Source organism: Streptomyces pimonensis, assembly GCF_041380215.1.
Taxonomy (GTDB): domain Bacteria; phylum Actinomycetota; class Actinomycetes; order Streptomycetales; family Streptomycetaceae; genus Streptomyces; species Streptomyces pimonensis.
In genome coordinates this window covers 13,530-30,707 of sequence record NZ_JAHWZY010000040.1, presented here as the reverse complement: position 1 = coordinate 30,707, position 17,178 = coordinate 13,530, and the positions used below count along the sequence as shown (strand labels likewise).

At 73.8% G+C, this 17,178-nt stretch carries 10 protein-coding genes; 3 read left to right on the top strand and 7 right to left on the bottom strand.

Translation table 11 applies throughout. The features are described from left to right. Positions 1-3: 3 nt before the first annotated feature. From KYY02_RS28555 to eccB, 5 genes are all read right to left on the bottom strand, one after another. Complete coding sequence (locus KYY02_RS28555) at positions 4-1,782, bottom strand: hypothetical protein (RefSeq protein WP_371242884.1); 1,779 nt, start codon at positions 1,780-1,782, stop codon at positions 4-6. A 2-nt stretch (positions 1,783-1,784) separates the two neighbouring features. After that, positions 1,785-2,234, bottom strand: coding sequence for a DUF2563 family protein (locus tag KYY02_RS28550; protein WP_371242882.1), 450 nt, complete (start codon positions 2,232-2,234; stop codon positions 1,785-1,787). A 344-nt stretch (positions 2,235-2,578) separates the two neighbouring features. Then, positions 2,579-3,202: a hypothetical protein gene (locus KYY02_RS28545; RefSeq protein WP_371242880.1), complete on the bottom strand. Its 624-nt coding sequence runs from the start codon at positions 3,200-3,202 to the stop codon at positions 2,579-2,581. 145 nt (positions 3,203-3,347) lie between these two features. After that, positions 3,348-4,565, bottom strand: a complete 1,218-nt coding sequence (mycP, locus tag KYY02_RS28540; protein ID WP_371242933.1) for a type VII secretion-associated serine protease mycosin — start codon at positions 4,563-4,565, stop codon at positions 3,348-3,350. Between the two features lie 129 nt (positions 4,566-4,694). Continuing rightward, on the bottom strand, positions 4,695-6,221 hold the full coding sequence (gene eccB / locus KYY02_RS28535; protein WP_371242878.1) for a type VII secretion protein EccB: 1,527 nt from the start codon (positions 6,219-6,221) through the stop codon (positions 4,695-4,697). Between the two features lie 227 nt (positions 6,222-6,448). Between eccB and eccE the strand changes: the two genes are divergently transcribed. The 3 genes from eccE to KYY02_RS28520 all read left to right on the top strand — a co-directional run bounded on the left by eccE (position 6,449) and on the right by KYY02_RS28520 (position 11,696). Then, the gene (gene eccE, locus KYY02_RS28530) at positions 6,449-7,729 is read left to right on the top strand and encodes a type VII secretion protein EccE (protein WP_371242876.1); all 1,281 of its coding nucleotides are present in this window, start codon (positions 6,449-6,451) and stop codon (positions 7,727-7,729) included. A 5-nt stretch (positions 7,730-7,734) separates the two neighbouring features. Further along, entirely contained in the window at positions 7,735-8,502 is a 768-nt protein-coding gene (locus KYY02_RS28525; RefSeq protein WP_371242931.1) for a hypothetical protein, read from the top strand. Positions 8,503-8,804: 302 nt separating this feature from the next. Further along, positions 8,805-11,696 carry an SCO5717 family growth-regulating ATPase gene (locus KYY02_RS28520; protein ID WP_371242874.1) on the top strand — a complete coding sequence of 964 codons (2,892 nt, stop codon included), beginning with the start codon at positions 8,805-8,807 and terminating at the stop codon, positions 11,694-11,696. 382 nt (positions 11,697-12,078) lie between these two features. Here KYY02_RS28520 and KYY02_RS28515 read toward each other — a convergent pair whose 3' ends face one another. Both KYY02_RS28515 and KYY02_RS28510 read right to left on the bottom strand, forming a co-directional pair. Next, positions 12,079-13,032: a bifunctional riboflavin kinase/FAD synthetase gene (locus tag KYY02_RS28515; RefSeq protein WP_371242872.1), complete on the bottom strand. Its 954-nt coding sequence runs from the start codon at positions 13,030-13,032 to the stop codon at positions 12,079-12,081. A 140-nt stretch (positions 13,033-13,172) separates the two neighbouring features. Further along, entirely contained in the window at positions 13,173-17,171 is a 3,999-nt protein-coding gene (locus tag KYY02_RS28510; protein ID WP_371242870.1) for a trypsin-like peptidase domain-containing protein, read from the bottom strand. Positions 17,172-17,178 lie beyond the last annotated feature (7 nt).

Genomic DNA, 17,178 nt, shown 5'->3' with positions numbered 1-17,178 from the left:
GTTTTAATTGACTGGCGGTGCGTCATGACGTGGTTTGCCGGAGTCGCCCGTCTCCTCGCCTCCAGCCACTCGCGGGGGCTGCTGCACTCCCTCCGCTCTGCGGTTTTCACCAGACCTGCCACGGCCACCGGGTCCTCGTACCAGACTTGTTCCGCCCTGAGTCATACCGTTGCGCGTTGCGTTGACGGCGGATTGTTGCGCAGCAGGGTTCCCGACGATTCCGGGCACAGCCGAACCTCCTCGCGCGTTACCTGGGCTCGAACCAGGTCGTGCCGGGAAACCAGGAGCCCCGAAGACACCGGACTGTCCGAGCCCTCCGACCGAGGGCCGGGAACCGGAGACAGTCCCGGCGCCAGCTACCGTGCCCGGGGAGATCCTCTGCCCGCCTCTCACCGGCCCCCCGGTAGCAGTCGAGGGACGGCCCCCCACTACGCCGCCCGCGCTGCCGGCACCGGTGACCGTACTGCCCGCCGCCCGAGGCGTCGCCGTACCGCCGACCCGTGGCGTGCCACCGCTCACCCCTGGTCCCATGGGCAACGGCTGGGCCGTGGGGGTCCTGCCCTGAGCCACCGGCACCCCTGCGGCTGCTGCTCGACCCACTTGCCCCAAGGGCGCTCCGGCCGCCGTGTGCCCCGGCGTCACGCCCGAAGCACTCCCACGAACCGCACTCGTTCGCCCTTGAGCCGCGACAGGCAAGGCAGGACGCGCGCCGCTTGGCCGCCCATCGGAACGCCCCGAGAGGACCGGAGGGGGCGGGGTGCCGAAGCCGTTCGTGGCTTGATTGGCCGTCCCGCTCGCGGTACCGGGAATACCAGTGGGTGTCGTCTGCCCTGCGGCGGTCGCTGCCGAGGACGGCAATACACCGACACTGTCAATTGTCGTCCCCACGGGTGCGTCGAGGTCGATGATCTGATTCGTAGCGGCATCCTCTGGTGCCGCGAGACCACGCATATCCTGCGGAGTAGTATGCCCATTCACAGCGGTTGCTAGGCGACGTTCTTCGGGGCTTCCTGGCTCGATTCCCCGAACCGCCCTAGAAGTCGGCGCTTCGAAAATCTTCCCCGGCCCCTTGCCGAATTCCGGCTCCGGCCTCGGCACCCCCACGTCCGGCATCGCCTTGAACTTCGGCGGTTCCAGCGCCGCCAACTGCTCCTGGGACACCGCGTAGTACGAGGACAACCGGTTCATCTGGTTGATCGCCTCTTGGCGGTTCTTCTCCACCTTCAGGGCCGCGGTGTACTCGTCGTTGCTCTCGACCCGCTCGTCCTTCGGGAACTGGCCGGGGCGCATGGCATCCGCGCGGGTGTCGCGAGGGGGCATCGCCTTACGGACGTCCGCCAGCCCCACGGCGGCAGCGGTGATCTGGTCGCCCGCCCCGCCGGCGAAGTCACTCAGCGCGTAGGTGTCGGTGACGAGCGAACGCCCCCACTTGCGGAACGCCTCACCCGACTCCCCGACCCAGTGGACCCTTTCGATGTGGCCGTCCAGTTCCCTGGCCGCGTCCTTGATGGCGTCCCGCGCCGACCACAGTGCCTTGCCCGAGGACTCCAGGTCCTCCGGGTCGGTCTGCTCGACCAGGTCGACCATGGCGTTGAGGCTGTGGTTCTCGAAGTTCGTACGTCCCTGCAGGGCCTGTCCGACGGGGGTCGATTCGACCGCCGTGCGCATCAGCCTGCTGAGGGGGTCGATCGCCGGCCGTTCCTCGACGCCTCGGGTGAAGTCCGTGAGGAAGTTCTGCTGGGAGACCCGCTCCAGGTCCGCCTCGTGCTTCTTGTCGGTCATCGTCACAGGCTCCCGCTGGTGTCCCCGCCCTTGGCACGCTGTTCGCCGTCCCTGGCGTCCTGAATCTGCCCGATCTGCGTCTGGATGGTCCAGAAACGACGGCGCTGTTCCTCTTCGAGGTTGTCGAAGCCCACATGCGCGCCCCTGACGGCGATGCCGATCGCCTCGATCTGCAGGTGCAGTGTCCTGGAGAGCACGGTCAGCTCCTCATGGACGCGGTTGTACTGGAGGTACAGCCCGTGCGCCTCCGGGAAGGCGGCCGTACTGCCGCTGTTCAGCGACGTGGGTTTGATGGTCTGGCCGCCGACCCGCGTGGGGTGGGCGGCGGAACTCTCCAGATCGCGCAGTACGCCGTCCACCCGCTTCACGAACGTGGTCAGCGCCTCGTCGGCTACTTCCAGGTTCAGTGCCCTGGTGGCGGACACGCCACCCACCATGTCTGCCGGAAGCATGTCGCTCCCTCCCCGTTTCCCCGTGACACCGTCGGCCGAGGCCGACCGGCTGGCCAGTTGTGCGCCCTACGTTCGCAAACCAGTCGTGATCGCCACTCTAACCAACGGGTACGACAGAGCCAATCGTGATGTGCGCCAACTCAGTTACCGCTGTACCCCGGAGGTGTCTTTTCGGCCGGAGATCGGTCGACGCCCCCCATCGCACCGCGCATGCGGACATGAGGTCGGCCTCGATGCGCGCTTCACCCGGCATCTCGACCGGAACGGATGGATCCGTACAGAACCTTTGCGTCAGCAATCGGGTTACGGAAGCCGCAGCGTCTCGGTGCTCTCGGACGAGTTGCTCACCGGCACCGGAGCCCGGACGCCGCTGAGCGCCGCCCGACCTGCAACGGCGCCGACGGTCCTGCACACGGGAAAGGCAACCGTCCATGGCGTGGGACGAGCGGGAGCAACTCAAGTCCTACGCGCTGCAACGGCAGCGGGGCTCCACGCAGATACAGCTCAACGAGTTGGACGGGGGCGGCGATTTCGGCGGCCCCGGCAGGCCGAGCGCGTACGGTGGCCCATGACGGACTCACCAAGACCGGAAAGGCCGCCTTCGAGCTCCACAACCAGTCGTGCTCCCTGGAGCGGGTGCGCTGCAGATCGACGCAGAAGGCGGCTCCGGCGCCGTCGCGCATGACGGTGCAGGCCGTGTCGTCGGCGGCCGGGCGGGCGTCGACTCCGAGTTGCGGGGCGTCGCCGCCGCCGTGTTCCACGGCCTCGTTCTCGATCACCATGGCGTCCCCCTGGCCGACAGCGGAGTCGCTGCCGCTGGAGATCTCGGTTCCCGACGTGCCGTCCAGGGCCGTCACCGCCTGCTCCCCAGCGCTGGTCAGTTCGTCGTCGCTCCACTCCGCGTCGTCCTCGGCGGTCAGGCCGCGGGCGCCCGTGACGATCATGACCACGGCCGTCGTGACCAGCACCAGGCGTGTGACGACGGAGGCCGCGTCCGCGACCTCGGGGCCGAGGGGTTCGGGGGCTCGTGCCGGGCCCGTACGCGGTCGGCCTTGACGCAGCTCATCGCGAGCAGCACGGCGGCCAGGACGAAGGAGATCATCGACAGTTGCGTCATGCGTGGCCTCGCCGGTCTCCGTGCCGGCGTCGTGCGTCCCTCACCGCGACGGCCGTGCCGGCCAGGCCCGCCGCCAGGACCAGGCCGCCGACCACCACGTACGTCCCCAGACGGGTGTTGCGTTCCTCGGCCGTCTCGCCGATCTGCAGGGGGGCCACGGAGGGCGCCTTCGCCCGGATCCCCCCTTCCTCGGCCCGGGGGGACTCCACGGGGCGGGCCGGGTCCACGTCCGTGAGGGCCTTGACCGGGTCGACGACGCCCCAGCCGACGAGGCGGTCGTGGCCGGGGATCGAGCGTTCGGCGGTCTGCTCGATCTGGGCGACGATCTGGCGGGCGGTCCACTTCGGGAACCTGGCCTTCAGCAGTGCCACGACCCCGGCCACGTACGGGGCCGAGAAGCTGGTGCCGTTGTCCGAGCAGTGGCCGTCGCCGGGGACGGTGGAGATCATGTCCACGCCGGGGGCCGCGACGCCCACGAACTCTCCCGACTGGGAGAAGGGGGCGCGTTCGTTGTTGCGGTCGGAGGACGCCACGGCCAGGACGCCCTCGTAGGAGGCCGGGTAGGTGACCTTGACGTTGCCGCCGAGGCCGTCGTTGCCGGCGGAGGCCACCACCACGACCTGGCGGCCCAGGGCGTGGTCGACCGCCGCCTTCAGGCTCGGGTCGGGCTGGACGGCGTCGGCCGTGTCCTGGGAGATATTGATGACGTCGGCGCCCGCCTGGACGGCGTAGCGGATCGAGTCCGCGAGGGTTCTGGCGGTGCCGTTGCCCTCCGCGTCGTTCTGCTTGATCGGGATGATGGTGGCCTCGGGGGCCAGACCGACGAAACCGGTGCCTTCGGTGGGGCGGGCCGCGATGATGCCGGCCACACGGGTGCCGTGGCCGACGGTATCGATGGTGCCCTGCGCGTTGCCGCGCTCGATCTCCTCACCCTCGGCGTTCTTCGACGGCAGGAAGTTCCTGCCCTTCGACGCGTCGACGGCGTCGGAGAGCTGGGGGTTCTTCATGTCGACGCCCGTGTCGATCACCGCGACCCGGACGCCCTTCCCCTTCGACTGCGCCCACAGCGCGTCGAGGTTGACGCGTTGCAGCGCCCACGGCCGGCCTTCGTACTTCTTGGACGGGAACGTGCACCGTCCGGAGTCGTCCGCCCGTGCCGCGGGGGCTGCCGGGAACACGAGGACGGTCCCCGCGAGGAGGGTCGCGGCGAGCACGGCCGCCGTCGTGCTCGGCAGTGCACGGGGGCGTCGGGCCGCGGGCAGGTCGTCGGCCCGTTCGGTGGCGTCGCACCCGGTGCGGATGTTCGTCGGCATGGCTGGTCGCTTCCTGACGGGCCGTGGCGGTTAGGAACCCTGCGGCTGCCGTGCCGCCGCTTCCGACAGGCGCGGGCCGGTGGGCAGGAACGTCGACCACTGTGCCGGGACGGGAGAGGGGGCCACCTTCTCGTAACCGAGGCGGGTCTGGGCGATCCTGGCTTCGTTGAGCCCCTGCTCGCGCTGCTTGTCGGAGGTTCCGATCCCCTCGTCGTCCGTGGCGCTGTCGCTGTTGGACTGCAGGGCGTAGCGCAGCCCCGTGTCGGTGACCAGGAAGACCCCGCCGGCGTCGGTCTCCGTACCCTGGAACTGCCGGTAGAGCTGGCCGGAGCCCGGGGTGACGTAGGCGCTGGACGAGCCGGTGGGCAACTGTTCCGGGAAGTCGGTGCCCACCCAGGTGGACAGGGTCGTCCTGCCGTTCCTGGCGTCCACCGAACGCAGGACGTTGCAGACGGTGTTGGTGCCGGATGTCGCGGTGGTGCCGTCGTTGACGGTCTCCGGCCGGTACGAGGGCCAGTTCCGCTGTCCCTCGAACTCCGTGCTGTCGACGACCGCGCCGGGACTGACCTGCTGGGCCTCGCCCGCCTGTCCGACACCGACCAGGGCGCCGCTGTTGAGCAGCAGGGTGGCGGTGAACTCGGAGATGCGCGCCACCTCACCGGTCAGGACGACGTAGTACTGCATGCGCCGGCCGTCGTACGCCTTGATGACCATGCCGACCTTGTCGTACTGGCGGAGGGCCTCGGCGGCTCCCGCTTCCGCACCCGGTGTGCCCTGGATCTCCGGGATGGAGATCGGGTCGCCCCGGTGAAGGGTGTCCAGCCACTCCTGGGAGACGCGCTGCGGGGCGCGCCCCTGGGTGTCGAGGGCCTTGAGGAGTTCCTTGTCGGCCGGGTCCGCCAGCGGATAGGCGTAACCGCGGGAGTCGACCACGTACTGGGAGGTGCCGTCCGGGCCGACGACGTACATCAGCTCGCCCCGGGTGAGTCTGCCGGAGCCCTCGGTCCCGGACCACTCCTTCTCCGCGAGGACGAACGCCGCCTTCTGGATGGCGCGGCCGCCGGCGCCGGGCCGCTCGCAGACCGCCCAGCGCTTGGCGGCCTCGGCCTCCTCGGGCGAGGGCAGCCGGTCGGGCGCGTAGGGGATGCCGATCGTGGCGCCGTGCGGTGGCTCGCCGCTGTCGAGGACCTTCTCCTTGACGGTGATGACACTGTCGTTGCCGGGGTCCAGGAGGAGTTTGGCGGACGCCATGTTGAGGACGGGGTGCAGTTGCGTCTTGCCTTCCGTCTTGAGCACGACGTACCGCGTGGTGGAGTCGCTGGCCACGATCACGTGCGCCCCCGGTTCGTCCCACCCCTTCGGGGCCGTCGGGCTGAACAGGCCGATCGCGCCGAAGACGGCGAGGACGACCACGGCGACGACGACGCCCGGCACGACCGCTCTGAGCGGCTTGGGGGCGTCCTCTTCCGAACCCGAGGGGGAGGGGCGCAGGAAGGACGCGAGCGTGCGGCGCTTCGCGAAGGTGTAGGCGTTCAGTTCGTCGCGCCGTGATGCCATCTGCTTTCGTTCTCTCCCCGTGCGAGGAAGCGGAGGACCGGTGGACGTTCAGTGGGTGACCGCTGAACGTCCGTCCCCGCCCCCCCGGCCGCCTCTGGAACCCCGACTGTCGGTCTCGGCCCCTACTATGCCTGCCGCGCGTTCGGGTGTGCGGCACGGGTAGGGTGCTGAGGCCCTGCCGGTTTCCTGCGGGCAGTGTTTCAGGGAGAGTTCGGGGGTTTTCAGTGATGGCTTCCGCGCCACGGACCCGGTCGCGATCGCAGTCGACGACGTCGAGGGCCGTCACGCCCCGGCTGCGGACGCGTTCGGGGCGCGGTGGGTCCTTCCTGGTCCAGCGGCTGGTGCTGCTGGAGTTGGCGGGCGCCCTGGTGGTGGGCGGTTGGCTCATCGGTCCTTTCGTCCTGGTGCCGGGTGCCGTCGTCGCCTCCTTCCTCTGTGTGCTCGCGGTCGTGCGGCGTCGGGGGCACTCCCTGCCGGAATGGCTGGGCAGTCGGCTGGCTCTGCGGGCCCGCCTCCGAAGAGCGGGGAAAGCGCCGGTTCCGCCGGACGTCGACCCCGGCCTGGTGCCCGCGGTGGAGTGTGAGCCGAACCTGCGGACGCACACCTACAGCCACGGCGACGACCGTGACCGGCGGCCGGTGGGCATGGTGGGCGACGGGAGCTTCCTCAGCGCCGTCCTCCAGGTGGAGGCCGACGCCGGTGCCCTGCGCGCCGAGCGCGGTCGCAGGCCGCTTCCGCTCGCTCTGGTCCGGGACGCGCTGGACGTGGACGGCATCCGTCTCGAGTCGGCGCAGATCGTGCTGCACACCCAGCCGGCGCCCGCGCCCCACCTGCCCCAGCAGTCGGTCGTGGTGACGAACTACCAGCAGTTGCAGACCGGAACCGACTCGCCGGCGGTCCGCATCATGTGGATCGCGTTGAAACTCGACCATGAGCTCTGTCCCGACGCGGTGGCCGCGCGCGGCGGCGGGCTCCTCGGGGCGCAGAAGTGCCTGGTGCGGTCGGCGGAGCACCTGTCCAGCCGGCTGACGGGCGCCGGTTTCCGGGTGGGCCTGCTGACCGAGGAGGAACTGACGGCTGCCATCAGCACGTCGGTGTGTGCCAACCCCATGGTGACCGCCCAGGCGGGACAGAGCGACGCGCCCCGGCGGCGGACCGAGGAGTCCAGCCGCAGTTGGCGCTGCGACAACCGCAGGCACACCACGTACTGGGTCCGTCGCTGGCCCCCTCTCGGCGGCCCCGGCGGCGGTCTGCCCCAGCTCGTCGCCGAGTTGACGGCGGTTCCCGCGCTGGCGACGACGTTCAGCCTGACCCTGGCCCGCAGCGGACAGCGGGACGTGGCGGTCACCGGACACGTGCGGGTCACCGGTCGCAGCAGCACCGAACTGGCCGCCGCCCGGCGCGCGCTGGAACATGCCGCACGTCAGGCGCGCACCGGGATCGTGCGCCTGGACCGGGAGCAGCTGCCCGGTGTGCTCGCCACCCTGCCGCTCGGAGGTGCCCGCTGATGGTCATGCCGACGCCCGCCGCACCGGCCGATCCGGTCGCCGGGACACAGCCGCCCGCCGGTCTCCGGGACCGTCTGCGCACCGGGTTCGGGTTGCTGGGGCCCCGGCATCCACGGCACACCCTGTCCTTGGCCGAGGCCGACATGCTGGCCCTGCCCGTGGGCGACGACGGAGTCGTGGTGGGTGTGAACGCCGAGGGACAGCCCGCCGTTCTCGGGGTCAACCGCCCGACACCGTTCGACATCCTGCTCATCGGTGGTCTGTGGACGACGCAGGTGCTGGCGCTGCGCGCGGCGGCGACGGGAGCGCGGGTCGCGGTGGAGACCGGCCGGCCCGGGCACTGGGCGCAGGTCGTGCAGGCGGTCGGCGGCGGCCAGTCCGGGATGACCGTGCACGAGGTGGGCCGGGTGCCGCCGCTCGGTGCCTCGGCGACGGGTCCCGTCCTGGTGATCCGGGACTGCGGCATGCGACCGCCGCGCGGACGGGTGACCTCGGCGCCCTGGCAGTCCGTTCTCACGCTCCTGCCCTATCTGAGTCCGGTCGCGCCGAGGCTGGCGCGGCAGGCACGCCTGGTGGGTGTGCAACGCGTCTCGCCCGACGAGGCGGTGGAGATCGGGCGGGTGGCGGGACTGCCCCGGGCCGAGTACGAGGCGCTCCCCACGCTCGCCGACGGCGTCACCTTGTGGTGTACGGAGCGGGACCGGCAGTACGTGATGACGCAGCCGACGGATGCCGAGATCGGTCTGATGGGGACGCCGCGTCGCATGGACTGACCGGTCGGCTCACAGCCCTTCGGGCGTCATGTGCGGTTTGATGCTTCCGCGGGTGTCTGCCGGCCGGTGGGTGACGGCGCGCGGTGCGAACCGCAGGCGCTGCGGGGCGGGCGGGGCTGACGGGGCGGGGCCACTGGTGATTAGGCTGGTACCCGGCGCGACGCCAGAACCCGGGGCCGGGCATCGGCGTCCTCCCGGGAGGGCCGGTTCGGACGACTTCGTTTCCTTTCCGGACACGTCGGACGACGAGAAATGGTCGCCCCAGCACGGCACAAGGGTGCTCGACCACACCAGGAGGAACTGTGAGCAGCGATCGGGACGGCACGCGCGGGGGCTGGGCGACGCCCGGCGATGACCAGCCCGACGCCGAGTCCGCCATCGAGGCGACGGGCGAGTTCACCATCGACTACGCGCCGCCGGCCTGGTACACGCAGAACACGTCGGGGAGTTCGGGTCCCGGGGCGTCGTCCGCCTCCTCCGCTTCGTCGCCCTCCGGTTCCTCGCCTTCCTCATCTGCTTCGGCGCCTTCCCCCGACGGGCCCGTCCCGCCGCCGCCCGTGCCCCTGTCAGGGGCACCCTTCCCTCCGCCCGCGCCCGTGTCTGCACCGGGCGGCCCGTTCACGCCGCCCGCGCCGCCCTCCGGGGAGCCGGTGGCCTTGCCGAGGCTTCCGGCGGGGAGCGGGTTCGAGCCGCAGCGGCCGGAAGCGGAGAAGGAACCCGGGGAGTCGGACGCGGCTTCCTCGCCGGCCGTGCCGGACGGCCCGATCGGTGGGCCCGGGGCCGACGACGGTGACCTGGAGAGCGGTGCGACGATCCGCTTCTCCGCCGCCGCGCTGAAGCGGGAGATCGCGGAGCGCGAGGCTGAGCCGGGCGCGGAAGCGGAGGCCGCGGCCGAAACCGAGGTGCGGCCGGAGCCGTCCGCCGGTGAGGGCGGGGCCGGCGGCGCCGCGGAGACTCCCGACGGCCCGTCGGACGCCGACGGCTCCGAGGAGGCTTCCGGTACGGCCGGCGGGTCCGGAGCCGGCGCGGTCCCCGGCCCCGAGGACACCACGACCGGTGGCGTGGTCACCGAGGAGACCGAGTCCTCGGTGACCGATGGGGAGAACGACGCCGCGTCGGCGGAGCCGGAGACCGAGTCCGGAACCGAGTTCGAGTCCGAGGACACCGGGCCGGTGAACGCCGCGGTGCCGGCCGACGCGGCTCCCGGGGACGACACGTCCCAGGAGACCGTCCCGGCCGCACCAGCCGCCCCGCCCGCCTGGACTCCCCCGGCGCCGCAGGGCGTGCCCCCGGTGCCGTCGGCGTACCCCACCGCCCCGGCGCCGGCCGGCCAGTGGCCCGCGCAGCCGCCGCGGGCACCCGCCCAGCCGGTGGACGCGGGCGCGCAGCCTCAGCCCGCGGCAGCACAGGTCCGGCCGGCCGCCCCCGCCCAACAGCCGCCGTTCCAGCCCCAGGTACCGCAGCCCGCGCCCGCCGCCTGGAACCCGTCGGCCGCCCCGCAGGCCGGTCACGGCTTCCCCCAGCCGGGTACCGCGCCGACTCCCCCGGCCCCGCCCGCCGGTCCCCCCGGCCCGGTGAACCCGCAGGCCGGTCACAACTTCCCGCAGCCCCCCGCACAGCGGCCCGGGGTCCCGGCCGCGCCGGCGCCCCACGCTCCCGCCGGCTACGGCTCCCCCCAACCGGGCGCCGCCCCGGCCCTCCCGGCCCAGCCCGCCGGTTACGGCTTCCCGCCCGCCGACGCTCCCGGCACGGCGAACCCCCAGCCCAACACCCCACCCACCCCCGGACCCCAGCCCGGCTACGGCTCCCCCCAACCGGGCGCCGCCCCGGCCCCCCCGGCCCAGCCCGCCGGTTACGGCTTCCCGCCCGCCGACGCTCCCGGCACGGCGAACCCCCAGCCCAACACCCCACCCACCCCCGGACCCCAGCCCGGCTACGGCTTTCCCCGGCAGCCGCAGCAGCCCGGCGTGCCCCCGCAGCAGCCCGTGGATCCGCGTACCGGGGCCGCCTGGCCGCAGCCCGTCCAGCACGACCAGCGGCAGCCGACCAACCCCGGTGCGGCGCCCCTCGGTTACACCGCTGCCGTGGAGCTGTCCTCGGACCGGCTGCTCAACGGCAGGAAACAGAAGGCGAAGAGCAGCCGTCCCGCGGCCGGCGGTTCGCGCTTCAAGCTGGGCGGGAAGAAGGAGGAGGCCGAGCGGCAGCGGAAACTGGAGCTGATCCGTACGCCGGTGCTGTCCTGCTACCGCATCGCCGTCATCAGCCTCAAGGGCGGCGTCGGCAAGACGACCACGACCACCGCCCTCGGGGCCACCCTCGCCACCGAGCGGCAGGACAAGATCCTCGCGATCGACGCCAACCCGGACGCCGGTACGCTCGGCCGCCGGGTGCGGCGCGAGACCGGGGCCACCATCCGCGACCTCGTCCAGGCGATCCCGTACCTCAACTCGTACATGGACATCCGGCGGTTCACCTCCCAGGCGCCGTCCGGTCTGGAGATCATCGCCAACGACGTCGACCCGGCCGTGTCCACGACCTTCAACGACGAGGACTACCGGCGCGCCATCGACGTGCTCGGCAGGCAGTACCCGGTCATCCTGACCGACTCCGGTACGGGTCTGCTCTACAGCGCCATGCGCGGCGTGCTGGACCTCGCCGACCAGCTGATCATCATCTCCACACCGTCCGTGGACGGTGCGAGCAGCGCCAGCACGACGCTGGACTGGCTGTCCGCGCACGGGTACGCGGACCTCGTCTCACGGTCCCTCACCGTGATCTCCGGGGTGCGCGAGACCGGCAAGATGATCAAGGTCGACGACATCGTGGCGCACTTCCGGACCCGGTGCCGGGGCGTGATCGTCGTACCGTTCGACGAGCACCTGGCCGCCGGTGCGGAGATCGACCTCGACATGATGCGGCCGAAGGTGCGGGAGGCGTACTTCAACCTCGCGGCGATGGTCGCCGAGGACTTCGTGCGGCATCAGCAGTCGCACGGTCTGTGGACCTCCGACGGCAACCCACCCCCGGTCGCCGCCCCGCCGCTGCCGGGCCGGCCCTTCCCCGGTCAGGCCGCCCCGGGCCAGCCGGGCCCGTATCCCCAGCAGCCGCAGCCCGGGCAGCCCCCGGCCCAGCCCGCCCACCCGTACCCGCAGGCTCCGGGCCACCCCTATCCCCCTCACCCCGGTCAGCAGTAAGGCCCCGCAGCCGAGCGGCCCCTTCCGGGGGGGCCGCTCGGCTGCGAGGCCGGAATCCGTCGTCAGGTGCTGGCCGGCGATGCGTCACCGCTCTCGGCCCATGAGCGCACCATATGCGTCAACTCATCGTTTTCGCAGGCCACATGGGGTGTGCGCGCCGTTGACGCCCGCAGTGGTCGCTGATGGACACGCTCATCACCCACCTGGTCGACCCGTCCCTCCGGGTGCCGGTTCCCCGTCCGCTGCCAGGTCCTGGCGGGCGGCGGGGCGGACCGGGCGGGGGCGGCGCAGGCGTGCCGGGGCCGGGCCCCGGAGATCCCCGACGGGGGCGGCGCGGCCCAGCCGGCGCGCCACTGGGCGCGCGCCGGGAAGGGCTGACGGACTACGGCTTCTCGGCCGCGGCCACGAGGTCCTTGCAGCGCTCGACGTCCTCGGCCATCTGCTCCAGCAGCGCCTCCAGCGTGTCGAACTTCGCCTGCCCGCGCACGAAGGCCAGGAAGTCGACGGCGACGTGGAGCCCGTACAGGTCGAGGCCGACGCGGTCGATGGCGTACGCCTCGACCGTGCGCTCGGTGCCGTCGAACTGGGGGTTGGTGCCGACGGAGATCGCGGCCGGCATGGCCTCGCCCTGGGCGTGCAGCCAGCCGGCGTAGACGCCGTCGGCGGGGATCGCCGTGTGCGGGAGGGTCTCGACGTTGGCCGTGGGGAAGCCCAGGTCGCGGCCCCGCTGGGCGCCCCGGACGACGACGCCCTCCACCCGGTGCGGGCGGCCCAGGATCTCGGCGGCGCCCTCGACCTCGCCCCCGGCGACCAGACGGCGGGTGAGTGTGGAGGAGAACGGCTCGCCGCCGCCCGCCTCACCGGTCACGTACAGGTCGACGACCTCGACGTCGAAGTCGTAGACCCCGCCCTGCTCGGCGAGGAACTCCACGGTGCCCGCGGCCTTGTGGCCGAAGCGGAAGTTGGGGCCCTCGACGACCGTCCTGGCGTGCAGCTTGTCGACCAGGACCTTGACGACGAAGTCGGCGGCGGACAGCTTCGAGAACTCGGTGGTGAAGGGCAGGATGAGGACCGCGTCGACGCCGAGGTCGGCCATGAGTTCGGCGCGCCGGTGGTGCGGGGCGAGCAGCGGGGGGTGGCTGCCGGGGCGGACGACCTCGCTGGGGTGCGGGTCGAAGGTGACGACGACGGCGGGGACGCCGAGGTCCCGGGCCCGGTCCACGGCATGCCGGATGATCAACTGGTGCCCGCGGTGGACTCCGTCGTAGGAGCCGATGGTGACGACGCTGCGCCCCCAGTCCTGGGGGATGTCCTCCAAGCCACGCCAGCGCTGCACTGTGCCTGCTCCTTGTCGAGACCTTGCCGAACGAACCGAGTCCACGGACTTCTCTGCGCAGCTCTAAGGGTGCCATGCCGCATGCCGGGGGCCCGCATCGGCATGGGACCTGTGTGACGGGGCGCATGTGCCGGCCGGGCTCAGGCGGGTGCGCCCGCCCCGGCCGGGTCCTCGATCGCCCGGCGGGTGGCCGGCCCGACCAGCGCGGCCCACTCGCGCGGGGCGTCCGTCAGCCAGCCGGCCAGGGCGGCGGCGAAGCCCGGCACATGACGGACCAGGTCGGCCAGGCAGCGGTCGAAGCGGGTGGCGCCCTCCGTGGTGCGGACGAGGAGCAGCCCGGTGCGGTGGACGAGGACGCGTGGCTCGGGGCCGGTGTTCCGGGCCGCGGCACGCAGCACCGCCTCCAGGACGGCGGCGTCGGACTCACGGGCGAGCAGGGTGTCCAGCAGTTCGCGGCGCAGCGGGCGGGAGTCCGGTGTACCGGGACCGGCGAGGACACCGGCGAGGGCCACCCGGAGCGGTTGCGGGCCGCCGTCGAGCAGGCCGGTGAGCAGGGTCCTCAGTACGGCGCGGGCGGCCGGACCCCGCTCAAGCCGCCCCTCGGCGTACGCGGCCACGTGTCCCGTGAACTCAGGACGCCGTTCCACCGTCTCCCGCACGAGTGCGGCGACCGGGCCGGCCAGGGCGCGCGGGGTGGCGTCGGCGAGGGCGCGGAGCGTCTCGCCCGCGCCGGCTCCGCCGAGCCTGGTCCGGAAGGCGTCGAGGACGGGCTCCGGGTGGGTCTCGAGGGCGGGGGTGAGCGCGCTCGGCGGGAGGTGCGGGTCGCCGGCCGCGAAGCGCTCCAGGGCCCGCGGGAGGTGGCGGTCCCTGCTGTGCGGGTCGCGGACCAGGAGGGCGAGGGCGCCGCCGTGCAGATCGCGGTCGGCGGTGCGGACGAGGACGGCGAGCGCCGCGTACCGCAGCAGGGTGCGGTCGGAGTCGTCGCGCGCGTACGGCACGACGAGCAGTCCGTGGGCGACGGCCGCGGCCCGGCGGGCGGGCCGTTCGTCCTTCGCCCACCGGTCGACGGCCCTGCACATCGCGGCGGGCTCCTCCTCCGTCAGCACGGTGAGCAGCTGGTCGGCCCGCCGGTGCCCGCTGTCGGCGAGCGCCTCCGTCAGCGCGTCCGGAGCCGCGTGCCGGTGGGTGTACAGCAGCGCCTGCGCGGCGGTCGCCACGGTGGCGTGCGGGGTGGCGGGCAGCCGCCGCTCGTCCTCGAACCAGCGGACGAGGTACCGCGGTACGGCGACGGGGTCGGCGGCGAGCAGCCGGGCGGCGGCGTCGAGGAAACGGGGTCCGCCCTCGCACGGGGGGCCGTCGGCGTGGACGAGCCGGCGCAGTAGCGCGCAGCGCGTCTCCAGCGGCAGCCGGACAGCGGTCCAGAAGGCGGGCCCCAGCTCGGGCGGCGCGTCCCGCCGCTGCTCCCGCCAGGCCACGAGACGGTCGGCCAGCAGCCGCAGCACGTCCGTGTACGGCGTCGCGTCGGCCACGCGCGCGAGGGTTCCGCCGAGCAGGCGGGCGGCCCACCAGGAGCCCGGGTCGGCGTCGAGGGCGTGCACCAGGTCCGTGAGCCGTGGGGAGAGCCCCCGGCTCCCGTACCGCCGCGCGAGGAACAGCAGGGCCTCGACGACGACACCGAGGCGGTGGTGCGGGACGGGGGCGACGGCCAAAGGGACGGCTTCGCCGTCGGGAGCGGTCCGGCGGTCGGCCGAGGGAGGACCGACGCCTGCGGGCCGCGCCCGTGCGTCGGGTCCCACGGCGGGCGGTGCCGGGCGTCCGACGGCCGCGCCGCCCTCGACCGCGATTCCCGGGCCGTCGGCGGCCCCGGGCCCCCCGCTCTCGGCGGTGAGTCCCGGGTGGGTGTCGGTCGCCGCTCCGCCGCGGCCGACGGGCCCCCTCGGGAAGAGGTCGCCGTCGTCGGCGGGCCGGTAGTCGGTGTCGGCGACGGCCCAGGGGTCGGGGCCGGCGACGGTCCAGGGGTCGAGAGCGACGGCGGGCAGGGCACGACGATCGGCAGCCGGACCGGCCCGACGGTCGGACGGCGGGAGGGGGCCCTCCTCTGCGCCCCGGTCACCGGAAGCAGCCCGCACGGCGCGACGCCCGCCGGTCCCGCCGGTCCCACGACCGTGCACCGGAAGAAGGCCCTCCGCGGCGCCCTCGGCACCGGGAGCGGCGGCGGGCCGGCTCCGGTGGCCGGGCAGCGAAGGCCCGCCCCCGACCGACTCGGCAGGCCCCGGGGGGCGGCGGTCGTGGGTGGCCGGGGTGGCGGGGGTCGCGGGGACGGTGTGGACCAGGGCGCGCAGGGCGTCGTCCACGTCGAGGTGGGTGCCGTGGAGCCAGTCGGCCAGCTCCTCGTCCGCGAACCGGTAGCCGGTCGTCCCGGCCGGGACGAGGAGCCCTTCGGCGAGTACGGCCGAGGCCCAGCCGGTGCCGCCGCCGAGCCGGTCGGGGGCGGCCCCCCGGGGGAACACCTCCTCGAACGCCGCCCGGTCCAGCTCACCCGTGCCGAGGCTGCGCCGGGCGGCCTCGTGTGCCTGTCCGGCGACCTTGGCCGCGAGCCGGCGGACGGCGGTGCCGCGGATCCCGTTCCCGTCGGCGAGGCGGAGGGCGATCCGCAGGCACATCAGGTCCAGGTGGGCCGAGAAGACGTCGCCGCGGTCGACGGGGGCGTCGGGGGTGGTGTCGGCGAGGACGGCCCGGACGTCCGCGAGCATCCGCAGGGTCAGGGGGTGACGGGCGTCGGCGTCGGCGACCGTGCCCTCGGGGATGCCGTGGCGGGCGCGCGCCTCGCGGGCCTCCTCCGCGGTGAGGTCGCCGAGCGCCACACAGGCGGGGAGCCCTTCGGGGCGGGACGCGCCGGCGTGCAGCAGCTCCTCCGGGAACCCCGCCTCCTCCCAGTGCTCCGCCCGGCACGCCACCACCAGCCGGGCTCCCGTCGCCCGCAGCCACCGCACGGTCCCGGCGGTCCACCCGGCCGAGCGAGGGAGTGCCATCTCCTCGAGGCCGTCGAGGAGGAGCAGCAGGGGGTGGCCGGCCGTACGGGCGAGTCCGGCCAGGTGCTCCGGGCTCACGTCGCCGAGGGCCTCGGGACCGGCCGGGAACGGGGCGCGGGAGGCGACGACGACGGCGGCCCGGTCCAGCGCCCGGCGGGCGGCGTCGGCGACCGAGCCGTCGCCCTCCCTCACATCGGCGCCACGCAGCCGGAGCGTGGGCCGGCCCGCGCGGTGCCGGCGGGCGGCGAGCGCCGCGAGTTGCGTCGTGCGACCGCTGCCGGGCGGTCCGACCAGGCCCAGCACGGCGGCCTCCCCCCGCTCGAACGCGGCGAACTCCGCGAGTACGGCGGGCCGGTCGACGGGCTCCACCGCACCGGCCGGCCCGTCCCGTCCGGCCGGGACGGCCGTGAGCCGCACCACCCCGGCGAGGTTGAGATCGGCTCCATGGGCCGGGACCGTCGCCGCGTTCTCGGCCAGCAGCTCGGCGAGCGGACCCCCGGCGCAGGCCACTGGCGGCAGCGGTACGGCGAAGCCCCCGTCGCGGTCGTCCGAGCGGAGCGCGGTGCCGAGGACGCCGAGCACGGCGTTGGTGGCGGCGTCGAGCACCGGGCCGCCGGCGGCTCCGCCGCCGATCCGCAGCGCGTCCCGGCCCGCGGTGCCGACCACCAGCTCCAGGGCGCCGCCGAGGGGGTACGTACGGTCGGTGGCGGTGTAGGTCACGTGGCTCGTGCCCAGCACGCGCGCCTCGCGCCAGCCTCCGGCGGCGATCCGCACATAGGTGCCGGGCCGGACGGTGCGCCGCACGGTGACCGGCAGCGGTGCGAGGCCGAGCCCCTCGCTGCGGACCAGGGCCAGGCCGAGCGCGGGCAGCGGGGTCACCGCGTCCGCGCTCACCACGCACTGGCGGCCGGCCGCCGCGTGCAGCACGAGCCTGGGCAGACCGTCGACCGCCTCGTGACTGGTGAGCACCGTGCCGTGGTGGTCGGCCACGAAGCCGGTTCCGCGCGGCCGGCCGGCGAGGTCGTGCAGGCGGACCAGGACGTCGCACGGGCCCGGGGTCCCGTCCGGCGTGTCCCGTTCGTGACGGGGTTCGTAGGGGGACGGCATCGTCGAA